This window comes from Priestia sp. TRN 1309 (genome assembly GCF_050846875.1).
Lineage (GTDB): Bacteria > Bacillota > Bacilli > Bacillales > Bacillaceae_H > Priestia > Priestia zanthoxyli.
The window spans coordinates 845,875-860,843 of record NZ_JBOZGM010000001.1 but is presented as its reverse complement, the minus strand read 5'-3'; the positions used below and the strand labels follow the sequence as shown (position 1 = coordinate 860,843).

General features: G+C 37.0%; 17 protein-coding genes and 1 pseudogene. 3 read left to right on the top strand and 15 right to left on the bottom strand.

What is annotated here, in order from left to right:
* Positions 1-15 precede the first annotated feature (15 nt).
* Positions 16-1,743, top strand: a complete 1,728-nt coding sequence (locus ACRPLQ_RS04540; RefSeq protein WP_115654579.1) for a sigma 54-interacting transcriptional regulator — start codon at positions 16-18, stop codon at positions 1,741-1,743.
* 204 nt (positions 1,744-1,947) lie between these two features.
* Here the strand turns inward: ACRPLQ_RS04540 and ACRPLQ_RS04535 are convergent, their stop codons facing one another.
* The 5 genes from ACRPLQ_RS04535 to ACRPLQ_RS04515 form a co-directional block, all read right to left on the bottom strand.
* A complete protein-coding gene (locus tag ACRPLQ_RS04535) occupies positions 1,948-2,682 on the bottom strand; it encodes a carotenoid biosynthesis protein (protein WP_432235721.1) in 735 nt (244 codons plus the stop codon).
* 318 nt (positions 2,683-3,000) lie between these two features.
* Positions 3,001-3,837 carry a polyamine aminopropyltransferase gene (gene speE, locus ACRPLQ_RS04530; RefSeq protein ID WP_116740096.1) on the bottom strand — a complete coding sequence of 279 codons (837 nt, stop codon included), beginning with the start codon at positions 3,835-3,837 and terminating at the stop codon, positions 3,001-3,003.
* Between the two features lie 17 nt (positions 3,838-3,854).
* Positions 3,855-4,169 (bottom strand): DMT family transporter, encoded by a 315-nt coding sequence (locus tag ACRPLQ_RS04525; protein WP_432235720.1) that lies wholly within the window; start codon positions 4,167-4,169, stop codon positions 3,855-3,857.
* Positions 4,169-4,510 carry a DMT family transporter gene (locus tag ACRPLQ_RS04520; protein ID WP_432235719.1) on the bottom strand — a complete coding sequence of 114 codons (342 nt, stop codon included), beginning with the start codon at positions 4,508-4,510 and terminating at the stop codon, positions 4,169-4,171. Before ACRPLQ_RS04520 ends, ACRPLQ_RS04525 begins: the two co-directional genes overlap by 1 nt.
* 14 nt (positions 4,511-4,524) lie before the next feature.
* Positions 4,525-5,097 carry a TetR/AcrR family transcriptional regulator gene (locus ACRPLQ_RS04515; RefSeq protein WP_014458912.1) on the bottom strand — a complete coding sequence of 191 codons (573 nt, stop codon included), beginning with the start codon at positions 5,095-5,097 and terminating at the stop codon, positions 4,525-4,527.
* A gap of 339 nt (positions 5,098-5,436) precedes the next feature.
* Here ACRPLQ_RS04515 and ACRPLQ_RS04510 point away from each other — a divergent pair, with 339 nt between their 5' ends.
* Complete coding sequence (locus tag ACRPLQ_RS04510) at positions 5,437-5,637, top strand: hypothetical protein (protein ID WP_042991987.1); 201 nt, start codon at positions 5,437-5,439, stop codon at positions 5,635-5,637.
* 678 nt (positions 5,638-6,315) lie between these two features.
* On the opposite strand, the gene ACRPLQ_RS04505 is transcribed toward ACRPLQ_RS04510, so the two are convergent.
* The 6 genes from ACRPLQ_RS04505 to ACRPLQ_RS04480 all read right to left on the bottom strand — a co-directional run bounded on the left by ACRPLQ_RS04505 (position 6,316) and on the right by ACRPLQ_RS04480 (position 11,773).
* Positions 6,316-6,615 carry a hypothetical protein gene (locus tag ACRPLQ_RS04505; RefSeq protein ID WP_034267266.1) on the bottom strand — a complete coding sequence of 100 codons (300 nt, stop codon included), beginning with the start codon at positions 6,613-6,615 and terminating at the stop codon, positions 6,316-6,318.
* A gap of 201 nt (positions 6,616-6,816) precedes the next feature.
* Positions 6,817-8,136 (bottom strand): MFS transporter, encoded by a 1,320-nt coding sequence (locus ACRPLQ_RS04500; RefSeq protein WP_432235718.1) that lies wholly within the window; start codon positions 8,134-8,136, stop codon positions 6,817-6,819.
* A gap of 92 nt (positions 8,137-8,228) precedes the next feature.
* Positions 8,229-9,377 (bottom strand): galactonate dehydratase, encoded by a 1,149-nt coding sequence (gene dgoD / locus ACRPLQ_RS04495; protein ID WP_013058319.1) that lies wholly within the window; start codon positions 9,375-9,377, stop codon positions 8,229-8,231.
* The gene (locus tag ACRPLQ_RS04490; protein WP_432235717.1) at positions 9,364-10,026 is read right to left on the bottom strand and encodes a bifunctional 4-hydroxy-2-oxoglutarate aldolase/2-dehydro-3-deoxy-phosphogluconate aldolase; all 663 of its coding nucleotides are present in this window, start codon (positions 10,024-10,026) and stop codon (positions 9,364-9,366) included. Before ACRPLQ_RS04490 ends, dgoD begins: the two co-directional genes overlap by 14 nt.
* 17 nt (positions 10,027-10,043) lie before the next feature.
* On the bottom strand, positions 10,044-10,997 hold the full coding sequence (locus ACRPLQ_RS04485; protein ID WP_432235716.1) for a sugar kinase: 954 nt from the start codon (positions 10,995-10,997) through the stop codon (positions 10,044-10,046).
* A gap of 17 nt (positions 10,998-11,014) precedes the next feature.
* Positions 11,015-11,773: an IclR family transcriptional regulator domain-containing protein gene (locus ACRPLQ_RS04480; protein ID WP_165636265.1), complete on the bottom strand. Its 759-nt coding sequence runs from the start codon at positions 11,771-11,773 to the stop codon at positions 11,015-11,017.
* Between the two features lie 135 nt (positions 11,774-11,908).
* Here ACRPLQ_RS04480 and ACRPLQ_RS04475 point away from each other — a divergent pair.
* Positions 11,909-12,073: pseudogene (locus ACRPLQ_RS04475) on the top strand (helix-turn-helix transcriptional regulator); the annotation flags it as partial.
* A gap of 305 nt (positions 12,074-12,378) precedes the next feature.
* On the opposite strand, the gene ACRPLQ_RS04470 reads toward ACRPLQ_RS04475, so the two are convergent.
* The 4 genes from ACRPLQ_RS04470 to ACRPLQ_RS04455 form a co-directional block, all read right to left on the bottom strand.
* Positions 12,379-13,128 (bottom strand): ABC transporter permease, encoded by a 750-nt coding sequence (locus ACRPLQ_RS04470; protein WP_432235715.1) that lies wholly within the window; start codon positions 13,126-13,128, stop codon positions 12,379-12,381.
* Positions 13,129-13,890, bottom strand: a complete 762-nt coding sequence (locus ACRPLQ_RS04465) for an ABC transporter ATP-binding protein (protein WP_367031397.1) — start codon at positions 13,888-13,890, stop codon at positions 13,129-13,131.
* 189 nt (positions 13,891-14,079) lie between these two features.
* Entirely contained in the window at positions 14,080-14,433 is a 354-nt protein-coding gene (locus tag ACRPLQ_RS04460; protein WP_013058327.1) for a DUF1048 domain-containing protein, read from the bottom strand.
* 70 nt (positions 14,434-14,503) lie between these two features.
* Complete coding sequence (locus ACRPLQ_RS04455; RefSeq protein WP_028414817.1) at positions 14,504-14,824, bottom strand: PadR family transcriptional regulator; 321 nt, start codon at positions 14,822-14,824, stop codon at positions 14,504-14,506.
* Positions 14,825-14,969: the final 145 nt, after the last annotated feature.

The window sequence follows — 14,969 nt, the reverse complement described above, 5'->3', positions numbered from 1 at the left end:
AAGGATGTGTCTTATATGAATAAAAAATTTTTCTTTCCATTAGAGTTGGCTCTCAATTCTCTTTCGTCTGGGTTCATCATTATTGACCGTAAAGGCACTATTCAGTTTATTAATCCAAAAGGTGCTAAGTTGCTTAAGGTTGAGGCTGAAACAATTGCAAATAAATCTATTTTAGATTTGTTAACAAAAGGTGATTCTTCTTTATTCTTAAATCAAGAGCATTCAACTAGTGAGATCTTTATCGGTAAACAAAAGCTTGTATTAAATCATTCTCCTATTTTTACGGATCAAGGTTTTTATGGAATTTCAGCTTTTTTTGAAGAAGAGCATCATTATGAAGGATTACTAAAAGATGTGAACTCACACAGTAACCTAAACTTTGACTTACAAGCTCTTTTAGATACATCGTATGATGTTATCTATGTATCGGACAATAAAGGCGTAACACTACGGGTAAGTTCAGCATGCAAAGAATTATGGGGAAAAGATGAAAATGAGCTAGTAGGAACAAGTGTCTATTCGTTAGAAAGAGAAGGTATTTACACACCTTCCATTACACGTCTAGTCTTAGAAAAAAAAGCGCCTGTCTCAGAATTTCAAATAACGCGAACTGGAAGAAAACTTAAAGTTATTGGTACGCCTATTAAAGATAAGAATGGAGAAATTGTAAAAGTAGTAAATGTTTCAAAAGATATTACGGAAATTAGCCAGCTTCAATCAGAACTACAAGAAATGAAAAAGCTTGCGGAAGCTTATAGAAACGAGTTAGAAGAACTTCGTGTGCGTAACGAAGCCGAAAATCAACTTATATTTCGAAGCATAGCAATGAATCAAATTGTTTCTATTGCTAAAAGAGTAGCAAATGTAGATTCAACTGTTTTAATTTTTGGAGAAACAGGAGTAGGTAAAGAGGTAATTGCTAACTATATACACAAATTGAGTCCAAGAAGTCATAAACCTTTTATTAAGCTCAACTGCGGAGCTATTCCAGAAAATCTTCTCGAATCAGAATTATTTGGATATGAAAAAGGCGCATTTACTGGAGCTGTTACACAGAAAATAGGAATGTTTGAATTAGCAAATGGTGGAACAATCTTCTTAGATGAAATTGGTGAAATGCCTCTTTCATTACAAACAAAGTTACTACGTGTTATTCAAGAAAGAGAAATGTTAAGAGTAGGTGGAACAAAACCTATTAGATTTGACGTGCGAATCCTTACAGCAACAAATAGAAACCTAGTAAAGATGGTAGACGAAGGAACATTTCGAGAAGATCTTTATTATCGATTGAATGTTATACCAGTTAAAATCCCTCCCTTACGTGAAAGACATGAAGACATTTTAGCTTTAGCTATACACTTTATTAATTACTTTAACCAAACGTATTCACAGTCAAAAAAACTTTCTTCAGCTGCCTTTGAATTGCTACAAAGCTATAATTGGCCAGGAAATGTTAGGGAACTTCAAAATATCATAGAACGTCTCGTTGTTTTAAGCGATGATGATACAATTGAAAAATCATTAGTTGAACAGTACCTATATACAGACCAAAGAAAATCTAAGAAGAATGTTAATATCAATAATATTATGCCCCTCAAAGATTGCGTAGAAGAGGCTGAAAGGCAACTCCTTGAATTAGCTCAACGGGAGTGTTCATCTACTGCGCATATGGCTGTTGCACTTGGAGTTAATCAATCAACCATCAGCAGAAAATTACAAAAGATAAATTTAAACAATAAGTAGTCTTAATAGAAAAGATTTTCTAGTGTAGTAATTAACAGTTTCATATAAAAACTGTTAATTACTACACTAATATTGAATAAATCTAGGCAGTACAAGTACTGCTTTGCGAAGTTTTCGCACCAAAACTGGGAAACCTAAGACACAGCAGCCGATAAGGTCCCAGATCGGTCCTCAGAAAAGAGCATTTTCTCTCCTTCTTGTAGACTATTTCTGCTGGGAATCCTTAAATTTTAGAGCCAAATAGCAGATGCTAGATGAGATTCCAACTAATAAAACACCATATAAACCAGAAATAAATGCAGTGAAACCAAATAGAATGTGTAACATCAAAAAGAGGTACTGATTATTACGCTCTAATTCAATTATGGATGTTTTGTGTTCAAACCTTGAGATAAATAAAGAAAATAAAAGTGCAGTCATATACCAACCGAAAAAGTTTTGAGTGGGAATATTATAATATAATCCACCCTCGTTCCAAATCCAATAATATTTTACATTAGCAGCGACGGGATCAATAGCTAAATCTAACCATACAGAGAAAAGTGGAACTAATATGATTGTTCGATGACGAAATGAAAATAACCGTGAAAATGCGAGACTAGCTCCAATTACCGATAACCACGCAGGTCCCATCGTAATCGGGACTCCGAGAACCATAAGTCCAAAATCTGATTCATACCTGTATTCCCCAAATAAAAGACCAGTATGAGTTCCAAAAGACTCTATTATAATTGACCCCCAAAAAATCAGTGGAATTATAAAGCGTCCTCTCGGTAATACATTCCATAAATAACAAGAAGCATATAAACCAGATGCGAATAAAAATACGGTGTTTGCCCACTCAAGCCACGGTGGTAAAAGTGAGAATCCGACTAAAATTAGTCCAATGAAAAACCAAACTTTAAAAAAGATCCAAAGGTACTTTTGAAAAATTAACATGTTTGTATTAGCACTCCTAAAACTATTTTTACTACTTCCCCCTATTTTAAAACTTTCCTATTCAGGTCCCTTGCGCATATTTTGACGCACTTTATATTTCATGGAGAATTTAAATACTTTTCATTTATGGATTTCCACAAACCATACAAAAATAGCATATCAACTATTAAGAAAACAGGAGAAAGGAGCATGAAAGTATGTTCTATCTGTGTAGAGATGAGGGAGTTTTTGTCTTTTTTGTTGCTAATAAAATATTATTAAAGTCAAATCAACGGCTCCCTTGAAGTGATAACAAGGGAGCCATTGACGGAACCTTTTTTATTTATTGTCTTCGCATAATTCCTGAACAAACCTTGGCAACACAAAAGATGCATAATGGAGTTCTTTTGTATAATACTTAGTATCTATTTCAAAGAAGTGATTATCTGGCATATTTAAAGGATCATGTTTTTTTGAACCCATGGTAAACGTCCACATTCCACTTGGATACGTCGGAATATTGCATGTATAAAGTTTAGAAACAGGAAAGATTTCTTTTGTATCATGAATGGCTTTCCTAATTAAATCGCCTTTAAACCAAGGGTTATCTGTTTGAGCTACAAAGATTCCATCTTCTTTTAAAGCCTTTGCAATACCCGCATAAAAGCCCTTTGTAAATAAGCCCGCAGCTGGTCCAACAGGTTCAGTAGAATCAACTAAGATCACATCATACCTATTTTCACTCTTGATGATATGTTCAAATCCATCGCCAATTATCAATTCAACTCTTGGGTTTTCATATTCAGACGAAATGTGCGGCAAATGCTTCTTGGAATACTCAACTACTTTATCGTCAATTTCAACTTGTGTTACTTTTTCTACACTCGTGTGTTTTAATACTTCTCTAATTGTTCCTCCATCACCACCACCAACTACTAAAACATGTTTAGGAGAGGGATGTGTGAATAATGGTACGTGGGCAATCATTTCGTGATAGACAAATTCATCTTTTTCTGATGTCATGACCATACCGTCTAATAACAACATGTTTCCAAACTCTTGAGTTTCTACCATGTCTAGCTGTTGAAAAGTAGTCTTTTCACTTTCTAATGCACGATTTACTTTTCCTGTAATACCAAATGATGAAGTCTGTTTTTCTGTAAACCATAATGTCATGTTATATTCTCCTCTTGTTAACTAATAAGCTTTAGACCAATTGCGGCACTTAATACCATAGCCATAAATATAATTCTAGCCAAGCTCTTTGATTCTCCATAAAACAGGGTTCCTACAAGTCCTGACCCAACTGTTCCAATTCCTGTCCATATTGCATAAGCTGTTCCCATTGGTAGAGATTGCATAGCTAGGCTTAAGAAGGTGAAGCTGCTTCCCAGTCCTAAGACAAAGACTGCAAATGAGAAGATGTTTTTATTACGTAATATAAGGTTTAAACCTGTGACACCTACAACTTCAAAGACTCCTGCACAAACAAGAAAAATCCATCCCATTATGAAGCACTCCCTTCTTGATTTGTACTTCCGGTTACAAGCTTCAGACCAATAGCACCCGCAAGAAGAACCAGAATTAAGATAATCTTTACAAGTTGAAATGGCTCTCCAAAAACTAGCATCTCAAGTAACACAGTACCCGTGGTACCAAGTCCAGTAAATACAGCATAGGCTGTTCCAACAGGAAGTTTTGAAGTGGCCTTAATTAATAGGCCAAAAGATAAAACAATGGCAATAATTGTTCCTGTCCACGTGAGTGCATCATCAGCATGTTTTAACCCCATGACCCAGAATATTTCTAATATGGATCCTAAAACTAATAAACCCCAAGCGCGATTCATTTGACTCTCTCCTTTTATTTAGTAATACCTTGCCAATAAACATTCCACGAATTAGTTAGACGTTTCTGAAGACGATTTGGGAATCCATATAGCAATTCAACTAATAATCCATCAAATATTGTTAAAAATGACATCATTGCAGATTCAGGAGCAAGGTTTGACTTTAAGTCAGCCTTTCTGTCTTTAAATACTAATAAAAACAAGGATTCTAATTCATTCACAAACGTGTTAGTACCAATCTTAATTTGTTCTTCAAACTCTAATGGTGGAAAAAAGGATGTTCTCATAAAGAAACTCATATTATGATCTTTTTGATAACGTCCCAAGTATTCGTTTAAAAAGTTATATAAAACTTCTTCAAGAGGTACTGAATGATTTTCTTCCATGAATTGTTTAATAAATTGCAATTCATTTTCTAGAGAATCATTAAAAGTACTAATAAAAAGATCTTCTTTACTTTTAAAATGTGCATATATAGATTGTTTTTTAATGCCTACTTCATTAGCAATAGAAGCAAGCGAAGCCCCTTGATAACCATGTAAAGCAAATTGATTTAAAGCGACTTCTTTTAATTGATTTGATTTCATTTCACCACTCCTTACGAACGTTCGTAAGGAAATCTTAACAAAACGCGATTTTGATGTCAATTTAAATAGCGTTTTGTTATTAATTGACTTATAGAATTGTTTTAAGTTAACATTGAACAAACTTAATACTCCAAAGGGGAGTAGCTGTACAACAAAAGTCGTCACTACGAAACAAAATGTTTCCGGCTTTGTTGGCAATCTTAATTGTTAGCAAGACCTTTGCCTACTTTTTTAGTTAGGTGAAGACTGTTTATACATCAAGCGCTTTTATCTACTAAAAGGATAAAAGCGCTTTTTGTTTTTTATAGATTTAAAATGACTATGAGGAGTGATTAAATTATGTTCAAGAAACTGTTTGATTCACTAATGAACAATAAGCATAAGCGTTATAGTAGCAGTGATTATAAAAGAGGCAGATCAAAACCTTTTAAAAGTTATAGCAGTAGTGATGACTATAGGAAAAAACGTGGTCATCACGGAAGTTATGGACATCATCATTATAAGAGGAAAAGAAAGAGTGGAAGTTTCTTTAGTAGTTAAATAAGAAAAGGGTACCTCTTTCTAATAGCATTGGAGAAGGAGGTTCCCTTTCAAAAAAATCTATAACTTAAAATAAAGCATACCGTATTCTTAGCATTTAGAGTTCCATTTCTTCCCTTTACTCATTGCTTGGGGCGCTTTAGTGATTTGCAAGGTACGATTAACGACTCATTTGATTTAGAATGTGTTCATGATCAAATTCCAGAAAATCATTACACAATTGAAATTAGGCCTAGTAAGCATAAAATACAGTTTACAAATAAGCACATAAAAAGATCTTACCTTCTTAAAGAGGGGCAATCAGCTCATTATATAGAAAATTCAGGGTCCGAGATGATTGTTTTCGAAAAAGCTAATTGGCAGTATATGCTTATGATAAGAGAGTTTCAAAACAAGTATCGATCCAATCTCTTATTGAAATAGCTAATTCAATTGATTATTCAAGCAAAAAGAAAGAATCAATGAAACAAATAGAGAATTTTGGAAAGATGGAATGAAGCAGAAGCGATTTATCAAAGCTAAGAACATATTTATGACGGGATCCCTTTAGGTAAACATAGTAAGTAAAATGTAGTCTATATGTTTATACTTCTAAATGATAGATCCAATACATACTCATTGCTTGTCACTCATCACACATGGAAAACCAATGTACAGAGTTCTGTACATTGGTTTTCTTTAATTATATCCATATGATGTTACTCGGTAATCATCACCATAATCTACTGTGACAGACATTTCTGTTTTCTTACCTTTAACCTTAGCATATCCGTGGACTAATACCGTACTTAAATCTTCCCCGCCTAAAAATTCAACATCTTTGGGAACAAAGTCAATGTCTTTTTCGTCTTTCATATAGGTAGCTGCTACTGCTGAAGCAATTTTTTCAATCTCTTGTTTATCCATTTGCCCTTCCTTTTGACAACCTACTATTACTAATAGTAATAGTAAAATAGCAGTAACTCTCAGTTTCACCATTTATATATCTCCATTTTTTAGAAATTACTATATAATAGAATATACTCTATTATCAACAAATAAAAAAGAGACAAAAAAGCATAAATCCGTTGGTCTCCAACAAAATTTATGCTCTTTCTTTAATAGAATTTTTACAAATTCTCTTTTAATCCTGCCACAAACAACTTCAGATATATGATTCCTATAAAACTACAAACGGCCTTACACAATATCTCGATTCAATTTTTCATCTTTAACCACTTTAATTCTTTCCACTTTTCCTACAAGGAAGATGTACGAAAGTGCTCCTAAAAGGGCCAATGCCGCTATGAATACTAGCGCTGGAGCAAAGTTGCCTCCTTTTGCTAAGAAACCAATAACAATCGGAACAATAATAGAAGCTAGACCGCCGATAAAGTTAAAAACTCCACCTGTTAAACCAACTAAATGTTTAGGTGCTAGCGTTGAGACAAAGACCCATGTAATAGAAGCCAGACCATTTCCAAAGAACGCAATAGCCATAAACATGATAATGAGAGATGTGCTATTTACATAATTGGCTCCAATGATTGAAGTTGATAAAAGCAGCCCTACGATAATAGGTGTTTTTCTTGCAATACCTAGTGATACTCCTTTTTTCACTAAGGCGTCAGATACAAAGCCAGATAATAATACTCCTACAAATGCTGCTAAAAACGGAGCTGATGCTAAGAATCCTGATTTTAAGAAATCTAACCCTCTGTATTCCACAAGGTACGTTGGAAACCAGGTAAGGAAGAACCATAAAGTAGAGTTGACGGCAAACTGTCCTAAGTAGATGCCCCATAGCTTTCGGTGAGAAAAGGCTTCTTTAAGATTTCCCCATTCGAACTTTGCTCTTTCTCCTTTCGTATCAGCAGCTTTAACTAAGCCTCCACCTTCTTCGATATGCTGTAATTCTGCTTTATTTACTTTACTATGCTGAGAAGGATCACGATAAAAGATATACCATATAATGCCCCATGCTATACCGATAACCCCTGTAGTAATAAACAGACCTCTCCACCCTAAAAAGTGCTGAATGGTAACTAGTGTAGGTGTTAAAAATGCTAGCCCTGCAAACTGTCCTGAAGTATAAAAAGCAATTGCTGATGCTCTTTCCTGATTTGGAAACCAGCTGGTGACTACTTTATTATTGGTCGGAAAAGCCGGTGCTTCGAATGCTCCTGTACCTAGACGCAGACCAAAAAGACTCACAAATCCCTTAGTAAATCCTTGCAGCAGCGTAACAATAGACCAGGTAATTAAACTAAAGGCATACGTAGCACGAGCGCCAAAGCGGTCAGCCATTACCCCTCCTGGTATTTGTAAAGCAGCATAAGCCCATCCAAAGGCTGAAAATATAAGGCCCAGTTCTACTGATGATAGCTTTAGATCTTTGGACATGGCTGTGGCAGCTACAGAAATATTACTTCGATCCATATAGTTGATGACAACGCTTATGAAAATAAATGCTAAAACACGAAATCTAACGCGAGTCGGCTTTTCGCTATACCCCTTCATTCCCTTATCCCCCTGTATATGACTAGTTTAAGAAAAGATCTGACTGACGGTCATTTATCAATCAGATCTTTTGTACTAAAATGGTTTCCCCTTTACCATTCCGCTACAGAACCATCTTTATGACGCCATACTGGATTACGCCAGTTATGACCGATATCAGCCATTTTTCTAACATGGTCTTCATTAATCTCAATACCTAAACCAGGTCCATCAGGAATCTTCACAAAGCCTTCTTCATATTTAAATACGTGGTTATCAACAATATAATCTAGTAAATCACTGCCTTGGTTATAGTGAATGCCTAAGCTTTGTTCTTGAATAAATGCGTTGTGGCACGTTGCATCTACTTGAAGACAAGCGGCTAATGCAATAGGTCCTAACGGGCAATGAGGCGCAGCTGCTACATCAAAGGCTTCAGCCATTGAAATAATTTTCTTACATTCTGTAATTCCTCCTGCATGTGATAAATCAGGCTGAATAATATCAACGTATCCGTCCGTTAAGAGCTTTTTAAACTCCCATTTTGAAAACATTCTTTCTCCCGTCGCAATAGGAATGGATACATGGTTGGCAATTTCTCTTAATGCCTCATTGTTTTCCGGCAAAACCGGCTCCTCGATAAACATTGGACGATAGACCTCTAGTTCTTTAGCTAAAATTTTTGCCATTGGCTTATGTACTCGTCCGTGAAAATCAATACCTATTCCTACATAAGGTCCCACTGCTTCTCTAACAGCAGCAATACGTTCCACTACTTGATCAATTTTTTCATATGAATCTACGTATTGAAGCTCTTCTGTCCCATTCATTTTTACTGCTGTAAACCCTTTTGAAACAACTTCTCTTGCTGCTTCGCCTACATCTGAAGGGCGGTCTCCTCCAATCCACGAATATACTTTAATAGATTCTCTTGCTTTTCCGCCTAACAGTTGATGTACAGGAGCATCGTAATATTTTCCTTTTATGTCCCACAATGCTTGATCAATTCCTGATATGGCACTCATTAAAATAGGTCCGCCTCGATAGAAGCCGCCTCGGTACATAACGTTCCAATGATCTTCAATATTTAATGGATCTTTGCCAATAAGATACTCCATCAGCTCATCTACTGCAGCTTTAACGGTAGAGGCTCTTCCTTCAATAACTGGTTCTCCCCATCCAACAATTCCTTCGTCTGTTTCTATTTTTAAAAATAACCAGCGTGGCGGCACTTGGAACAATTCATAATTAGTAATTTTCATGTACTTTTTCCCCTTTCGTTATACCATTCACTGCGGCTACGTATGCTTTAGCCTTTTGTGTTAATTCCTGCAGGTATGCATGAGTAATTTCACGATTTGTATCTACTAAAGAACTCCCAATACCAAACCCTACAGCACCTGCTTCTTCAAATTCTTGAATATTGTCTAAGCTAACTCCTCCTGTTGGAAGAAGTGGAATATGGGGAAGCGGCCCCCGAATATCTTTAATATAGCTAGCACCCAGCCTAGCAGGAAATACTTTTATAATATCTCCGCCATTTTCATATGCCGTTAAAATTTCAGTAGGTGAAAAAGCACCTGGAATACTCACCGCACCGTATCTTTTTGTTAGTTTAATAGTTTCAATATTAACAGTTGGAGAAAGGATAAACTTTGCACCTGCTAAAATAGCTGAACGTGCTGTTTCAGGATCAAGCACTGTACCTGCTCCTACTAGCACTTGATCACCCAGCTCTGTAGAAACCTCTTTAATGGCTGAAAGTGCGTCAGGCGAATTTAGAGTAATTTCTATATTTTTTACACCGCCGTCATTAAGCGCAGAGGCAATTTTCACTACGTCCTTCGGTTTGGCTCCTCTAATAATCGCAACGATTTTATGCTCTAATAAATGTGATAAACTATCCGTCATGGGTAAGCCCCTTTCTTTTATCGTATAACGTCTTCTTTTGTAATCGCATTCATAAATTCGTAAAGCTCTTTCTTATCAGGCAAGCCTTCAATATCACCCTCTACGGTTACAACCATAGCTCCTATAGCACACCCTCTTCTAACCGTTTCTTTTAAAGAAGATTTATCTATTAATCCTGATAGTATCCCAGCGGCGAACCCATCGCCAGCTCCTACTGGATCTATTACTCTAGCAACTTTAAAGCCTTCTACGTAAGCGGATTCATTTTCAGTCGAATAATAAGCTCCTTCCTCACCTAGCTTAATAACGACTAACTCTGCACCTAATTGATGAAACGCTACTGCAATGTCTTCAGGATTATCCTTCTCAAATAAAAACTGGCCTTCATTCACTCCTGGTAAAATAATATCTGCATATGTAGCCATTTTAATGAGTGTTTGACGCGCAGTTTCTTCATCCCAAAGCGTCTTGCGTAAATTCGGATCAAACACTATTTTTACACCATTTTTTTTAGCTGCTTTCATCGCTTGAAAAACAGCTTCGTGGCAGGAATCGCTTAGCGCAGGTGTAATCCCTGTCACGTATAAGTATTTGGCAGAAGAGATGTACTCTTCATTCATATCATGCGGATTCATAAAGCTTGCTGCTGATTCTTTCCTGTAATAAAAGACTTTACTGTTCATTTCATTTGTTTTTTGCTTTAAAAAAAGACCCGTAGGAGCATGATCATCAAATATCACATGTCTTACATCTATTCCTTCTCCTTTAATACTTGAAAGAATCCGCTCTCCTAGCTCATCTTTTCCTAACCGGCTAACCCATCCCGTTTGATAACCGAGTTTTGACAGGGCGATTAACGTATTGCTTTCTGCCCCTGCAATTTTCGAAGAAAAATCTTTAGCATATCGCATCTTTCCATTCGAGTGTGGGGTAAACAGAATCATTGTTTCCCCCATGCTTATCACATCCATTTTACCCCTCTTTTCACTTATCTCTTTGCCTCTTCATATCCAGCAATAAAAGATATATTAGTCGCTGTTTGAAGCAGCCTTTCTACTATAAAGTCCTTATGCTTCAGCATTCTTTCCTTAGGTCCAGCTACGCTAATAGCAGCTTGAATACTTCCCTTTGCTCCAAATACAGGTGCAGCAAGGCAAAATAAGCCTTCTTCATTTTCTTCATCATCAATTGCATAGCCCATTTGAATAAAAGAGTCTAGATTGTCATTAAGAACTTTTTTATTTGTAATCGTATAATCCGTAATAGGCAGCAGCTCCGTATGTTCAAGCAGCTGTTCTCGCTGATCTTTAGGAAGAAAAGCTAAAAAGGTTTTTCCTAATCCGGTACAATAGAGCGGCTTTCGGTTACCAGGCTGAGCTGTTGTTCTAATAGAGCGATTATTATCAATCTTAACAACATAGACCAACTCTCCATCTGACAACAAAGCCATAAACACCGTTTCCTGAACATCCTCCATCAGCTTCTTTAAATATGGTTTTCCCTCAGAAGAAATATCCAATGATTCCATAGCCGCTGTTCCAATTTGAATTAGCTTTGGCCCTAGCTTATACCTTTTTAATGAGTCCTGATTCAAATACCCTTCATTATGAAGTGTTCCCACAAGATTAAACGTACTGCTTTGCGGAAGCGAAAGTAAATCGCTAACTTCTTTTACTGTTAACCCCTCGGGATGTTGAGCAATCAATTCAAATACCCTTAATACACGTTCTGCTGATTTTACTGACATGAAGAAACCCTCTCTAAATCACATATGTGATTTTGAATTTTATATATGATTTACTGATTTAAATACTATCACAGACAGATCATTAATTCAAAATATTTTTACAAATTAAACAAAAATACTTATGACAGAAACTGATTAACTCAGCAGCAACTTGTAGATAAGGTTGGTATTACAAGACAGACTGTTAGCCTCATAGAAAAAGGCAAATATAACCCGTCGTTAAAGCTTTGCTTGCAAATTTGCTACGTCATTGAAGAAACATTGGACGAATTATTTTGGATAGATAAGGAGTTATTTTGAATGAAAAAGATAGTTGATGAAAGGCTTACCTTTTTAAATTTGCAGCATATTAAAATTACATATTTGGAGGCATTATTTTTGTATGTGGTCTTATACCCATGAACTATGTGTACCGGTTAAGAAAAAACAACAAAATGAATGGGAAGATGATGAATAAAAGAAGACCTTGTTCCAGGTCTTCTTTATTTCTACCGATAATTCACATTACGACAACTAGAAGTAATCCCTGTTTTATGCTATCAATACTTTACATTAAAATTCCGATGATTCCATATACGTTTGGTAGCTTGCTCAGTTTATAAAATTCACCCTAATTTGCGTTTGAATTCTTTACTAGCGAAGAAGTAAGCAATGACCATGATACCTAGGCACCAGGCAAGGGCACTCCAAATATCATTGCCAACAGATCCTTCATACAAGAGTGCACGAATCGTATTCACGATTGAAGTCACGGGCTGGTTTTCGGCGAATGCACGAACAGCTTTAGGCATCGTTTCAGTGGGAACAAAGGCGGAACTAATAAAAGGTAGGAAGATTAGTGGGTACGAGTAGCCTGTGGCTCCTTCCATAGATTTCGCTGTCAGTCCTGGAATAATGGCCAACCATGTCAGGGCTAGCGTAAACAGCCCGAGTATCCCGGCTACCGCGAACCAATCCAGGATACCAGCGCTGGAGCGGAAACCCATCAAAAGCGCGACGAAGATAACTATCACGATAGTAAGCGCATTGGAAACAAAAGATGTCAACACGTGAGCCCATAATACCGAAGACCGTTTAATAGGCATAGTAATAAAACGGGCCATCAGTCCACTTTTTACATCATTAAATAGCCGCACTGAAGTGTAAGCGACGCCGGATGCGATAGCCATCAGCAAGATTCCCGGTAATAAATAATTGACGTAATTGGCTGTTCCTGTGTTTATAGCGCCACCAAATACGTAGACAAACAGTAGCATCATCGTAATCGGCGTAATCGCCACCGTAATAATCGTATCCGGGCTGCGCATAATCGTGCGCATCAAACGTCCTAGTAATACACCTGTATTGTTTTTCATTTACATTTCCTCCTTTTTGCCGATGATTGCGAGGAAGATCTCCTCCAATGTTGGCCGTTTCTCAATGTATTCCACTTTTGCTGGGGGGAACATCTCTTTAAGTTCGGTAAGGGTACCGGTTTTGATGATTTTTCCGCCATGTAGGATGGCTATACGATCTGCCAGTTGTTCAGCTTCATCCAGGTACTGAGTCATGAGCAAGATGGTCGTACCACCGCCAGCAAGCTCTTTGATGGTGTTCCAGACTTCAATCCGGGCTTCCGGATCAAGTCCGGTCGTCGGTTCGTCGAGAAAAATAACGGCTGGCGCCCCAATCAGACTCATAGCTATATCAAGTCGGCGCTTCATTCCACCGGAATATTGATCCGCCCGGCGATTAGCTGCATCGGTCAAGCTGAATCTTCCAAGAAGATTGTCAGCTACTTCATCAGGATTAGATACCCCTCGCAATTTGGCGATCATTATCAGGTTTTCCTTCCCAGTAAGCATGCCGTCTAACGCTGCGAACTGCCCCGTTAGGCTGATGTTTTGGCGGACGTCAGCCGGTTGACGTTGGACGTCAAATCCGCAAATACTCACTTCGCCGCTATCAGCCTTCATCAGCGTTGAAAGAATATTAACTGTCGTCGTCTTACCTGCCCCATTTGAGCCCAGCAGTGCAAAAATTTCACCGCGCTGCACCTCAACATTCACCCCTTTTAAAACTTCTTTGTCTTTAAAGGACTTTTTTAACTCTTTTACAAAAATCGCTGTATTTCTCATACGTTTTTCCTCCTTTTAAAAAGCTCCACAAGCTTTCTTGCTAGAACTGTCATGCTATAACTAAGCTGAGCATCTCATAGAGCTAGGTTTTTGATATCTCACTATTTAGTCTGACCGATATTCTGTATCACTTAGTACTGAGTTTAAAAAATGACTGAATAGCAAAAGCAACTAGCTATTCAGTCGATGTTATTGATTAAATTTATTTTTTCCTAATCGCTCCTTAATACTCTGATTCAAATCTTCACGATACTTAACCATATAAGTTTTAGCATTTGCCACTAATTCGTCAGCAAAGGAAGCCACATCGTCTCCAGTAATTTCGAGCACCTGTCTACCTTCTGCAGCACCTGCTTCGAATAAATCAATTAATTCATACTGCATGTGTAGCATATCCATTCCGTTGCCCGATGAGAAATTCCACATGTAGTTTTGAATTTTTTTAAATACAAACTGATAGTCTTCTGGCAAGGCTTCAACCCGTGCCATCATCATTTTATACTCTTTTTTATCACCAATCATTTTTTTGAATATTTCCAACATGTCATTTTTCCTCCTTTTTATAAAGCTTCATAAGCTGCTTTAAAACTATCCGGCGTTCTATCCTATGAAGCTAGTTTGACTTCAAGACGTTGATTTTTGATGATACAAAATCCCACCTTTTCCAAAACAACTCAAGCTCCTTGTAGCCCGCCTCATTAAGCGAGTAAAATTTGCGGGGTGGGCCCATATCCGATGGTTTTTTTTCTATATTCACAAGTTTTTTCTTTTCTAATCGTACGAGAATAGTGTAGACCGTCCCTTCTACGACCTCGATAAATCCAAGCTCGTTCAGGCGGCGTGTAATCTCATAGCCATAGGTTTCATGGCGGCTGATAATTTCTAACACACAGCCTTCCAGCGAACCCTTCAGCATTTCAGTTAAATTTTCGATCTTCAGAACCTCCTCTATATCGTCTGACTTATATTCTGTATTACTTAGTACCAAGCCAATTTTTACTTAATAACTTTTAAAATTAAGCTATTAAGTAATACTTAGTATATGTAGATTGTAATACTTAGTACCGGGCATTTCAACT

Coding starts and splice junctions, on each gene's coding strand:
- ACRPLQ_RS04500 (WP_432235718.1), bottom strand. CDS start 8,136: ATGAAGGGGTATAGCGAAAAGCCGACTCGCGTTAGATTTCGTGTTTTA.
- ACRPLQ_RS04505 (WP_034267266.1), bottom strand. CDS start 6,615: ATGGTGAAACTGAGAGTTACTGCTATTTTACTATTACTATTAGTAATA.
- ACRPLQ_RS04480 (WP_165636265.1), bottom strand. CDS start 11,773: ATGTCAGTAAAATCAGCAGAACGTGTATTAAGGGTATTTGAATTGATT.
- ACRPLQ_RS04515 (WP_014458912.1), bottom strand. CDS start 5,097: ATGAAATCAAATCAATTAAAAGAAGTCGCTTTAAATCAATTTGCTTTA.
- ACRPLQ_RS04520 (WP_432235719.1), bottom strand. CDS start 4,510: ATGAATCGCGCTTGGGGTTTATTAGTTTTAGGATCCATATTAGAAATA.
- ACRPLQ_RS04460 (WP_013058327.1), bottom strand. CDS start 14,433: ATGTTGGAAATATTCAAAAAAATGATTGGTGATAAAAAAGAGTATAAA.
- speE (WP_116740096.1), bottom strand. CDS start 3,837: ATGACATTATGGTTTACAGAAAAACAGACTTCATCATTTGGTATTACA.
- ACRPLQ_RS04525 (WP_432235720.1), bottom strand. CDS start 4,169: ATGGGATGGATTTTTCTTGTTTGTGCAGGAGTCTTTGAAGTTGTAGGT.
- ACRPLQ_RS04465 (WP_367031397.1), bottom strand. CDS start 13,890: ATGAGAAATACAGCGATTTTTGTAAAAGAGTTAAAAAAGTCCTTTAAA.
- ACRPLQ_RS04510 (WP_042991987.1), top strand. CDS start 5,437: ATGTTCAAGAAACTGTTTGATTCACTAATGAACAATAAGCATAAGCGT.
- ACRPLQ_RS04535 (WP_432235721.1), bottom strand. CDS start 2,682: ATGTTAATTTTTCAAAAGTACCTTTGGATCTTTTTTAAAGTTTGGTTT.
- ACRPLQ_RS04470 (WP_432235715.1), bottom strand. CDS start 13,128: ATGAAAAACAATACAGGTGTATTACTAGGACGTTTGATGCGCACGATT.
- ACRPLQ_RS04490 (WP_432235717.1), bottom strand. CDS start 10,026: ATGACGGATAGTTTATCACATTTATTAGAGCATAAAATCGTTGCGATT.
- dgoD (WP_013058319.1), bottom strand. CDS start 9,377: ATGAAAATTACTAATTATGAATTGTTCCAAGTGCCGCCACGCTGGTTA.
- ACRPLQ_RS04540 (WP_115654579.1), top strand. CDS start 16: ATGAATAAAAAATTTTTCTTTCCATTAGAGTTGGCTCTCAATTCTCTT.
- ACRPLQ_RS04485 (WP_432235716.1), bottom strand. CDS start 10,997: ATGGATGTGATAAGCATGGGGGAAACAATGATTCTGTTTACCCCACAC.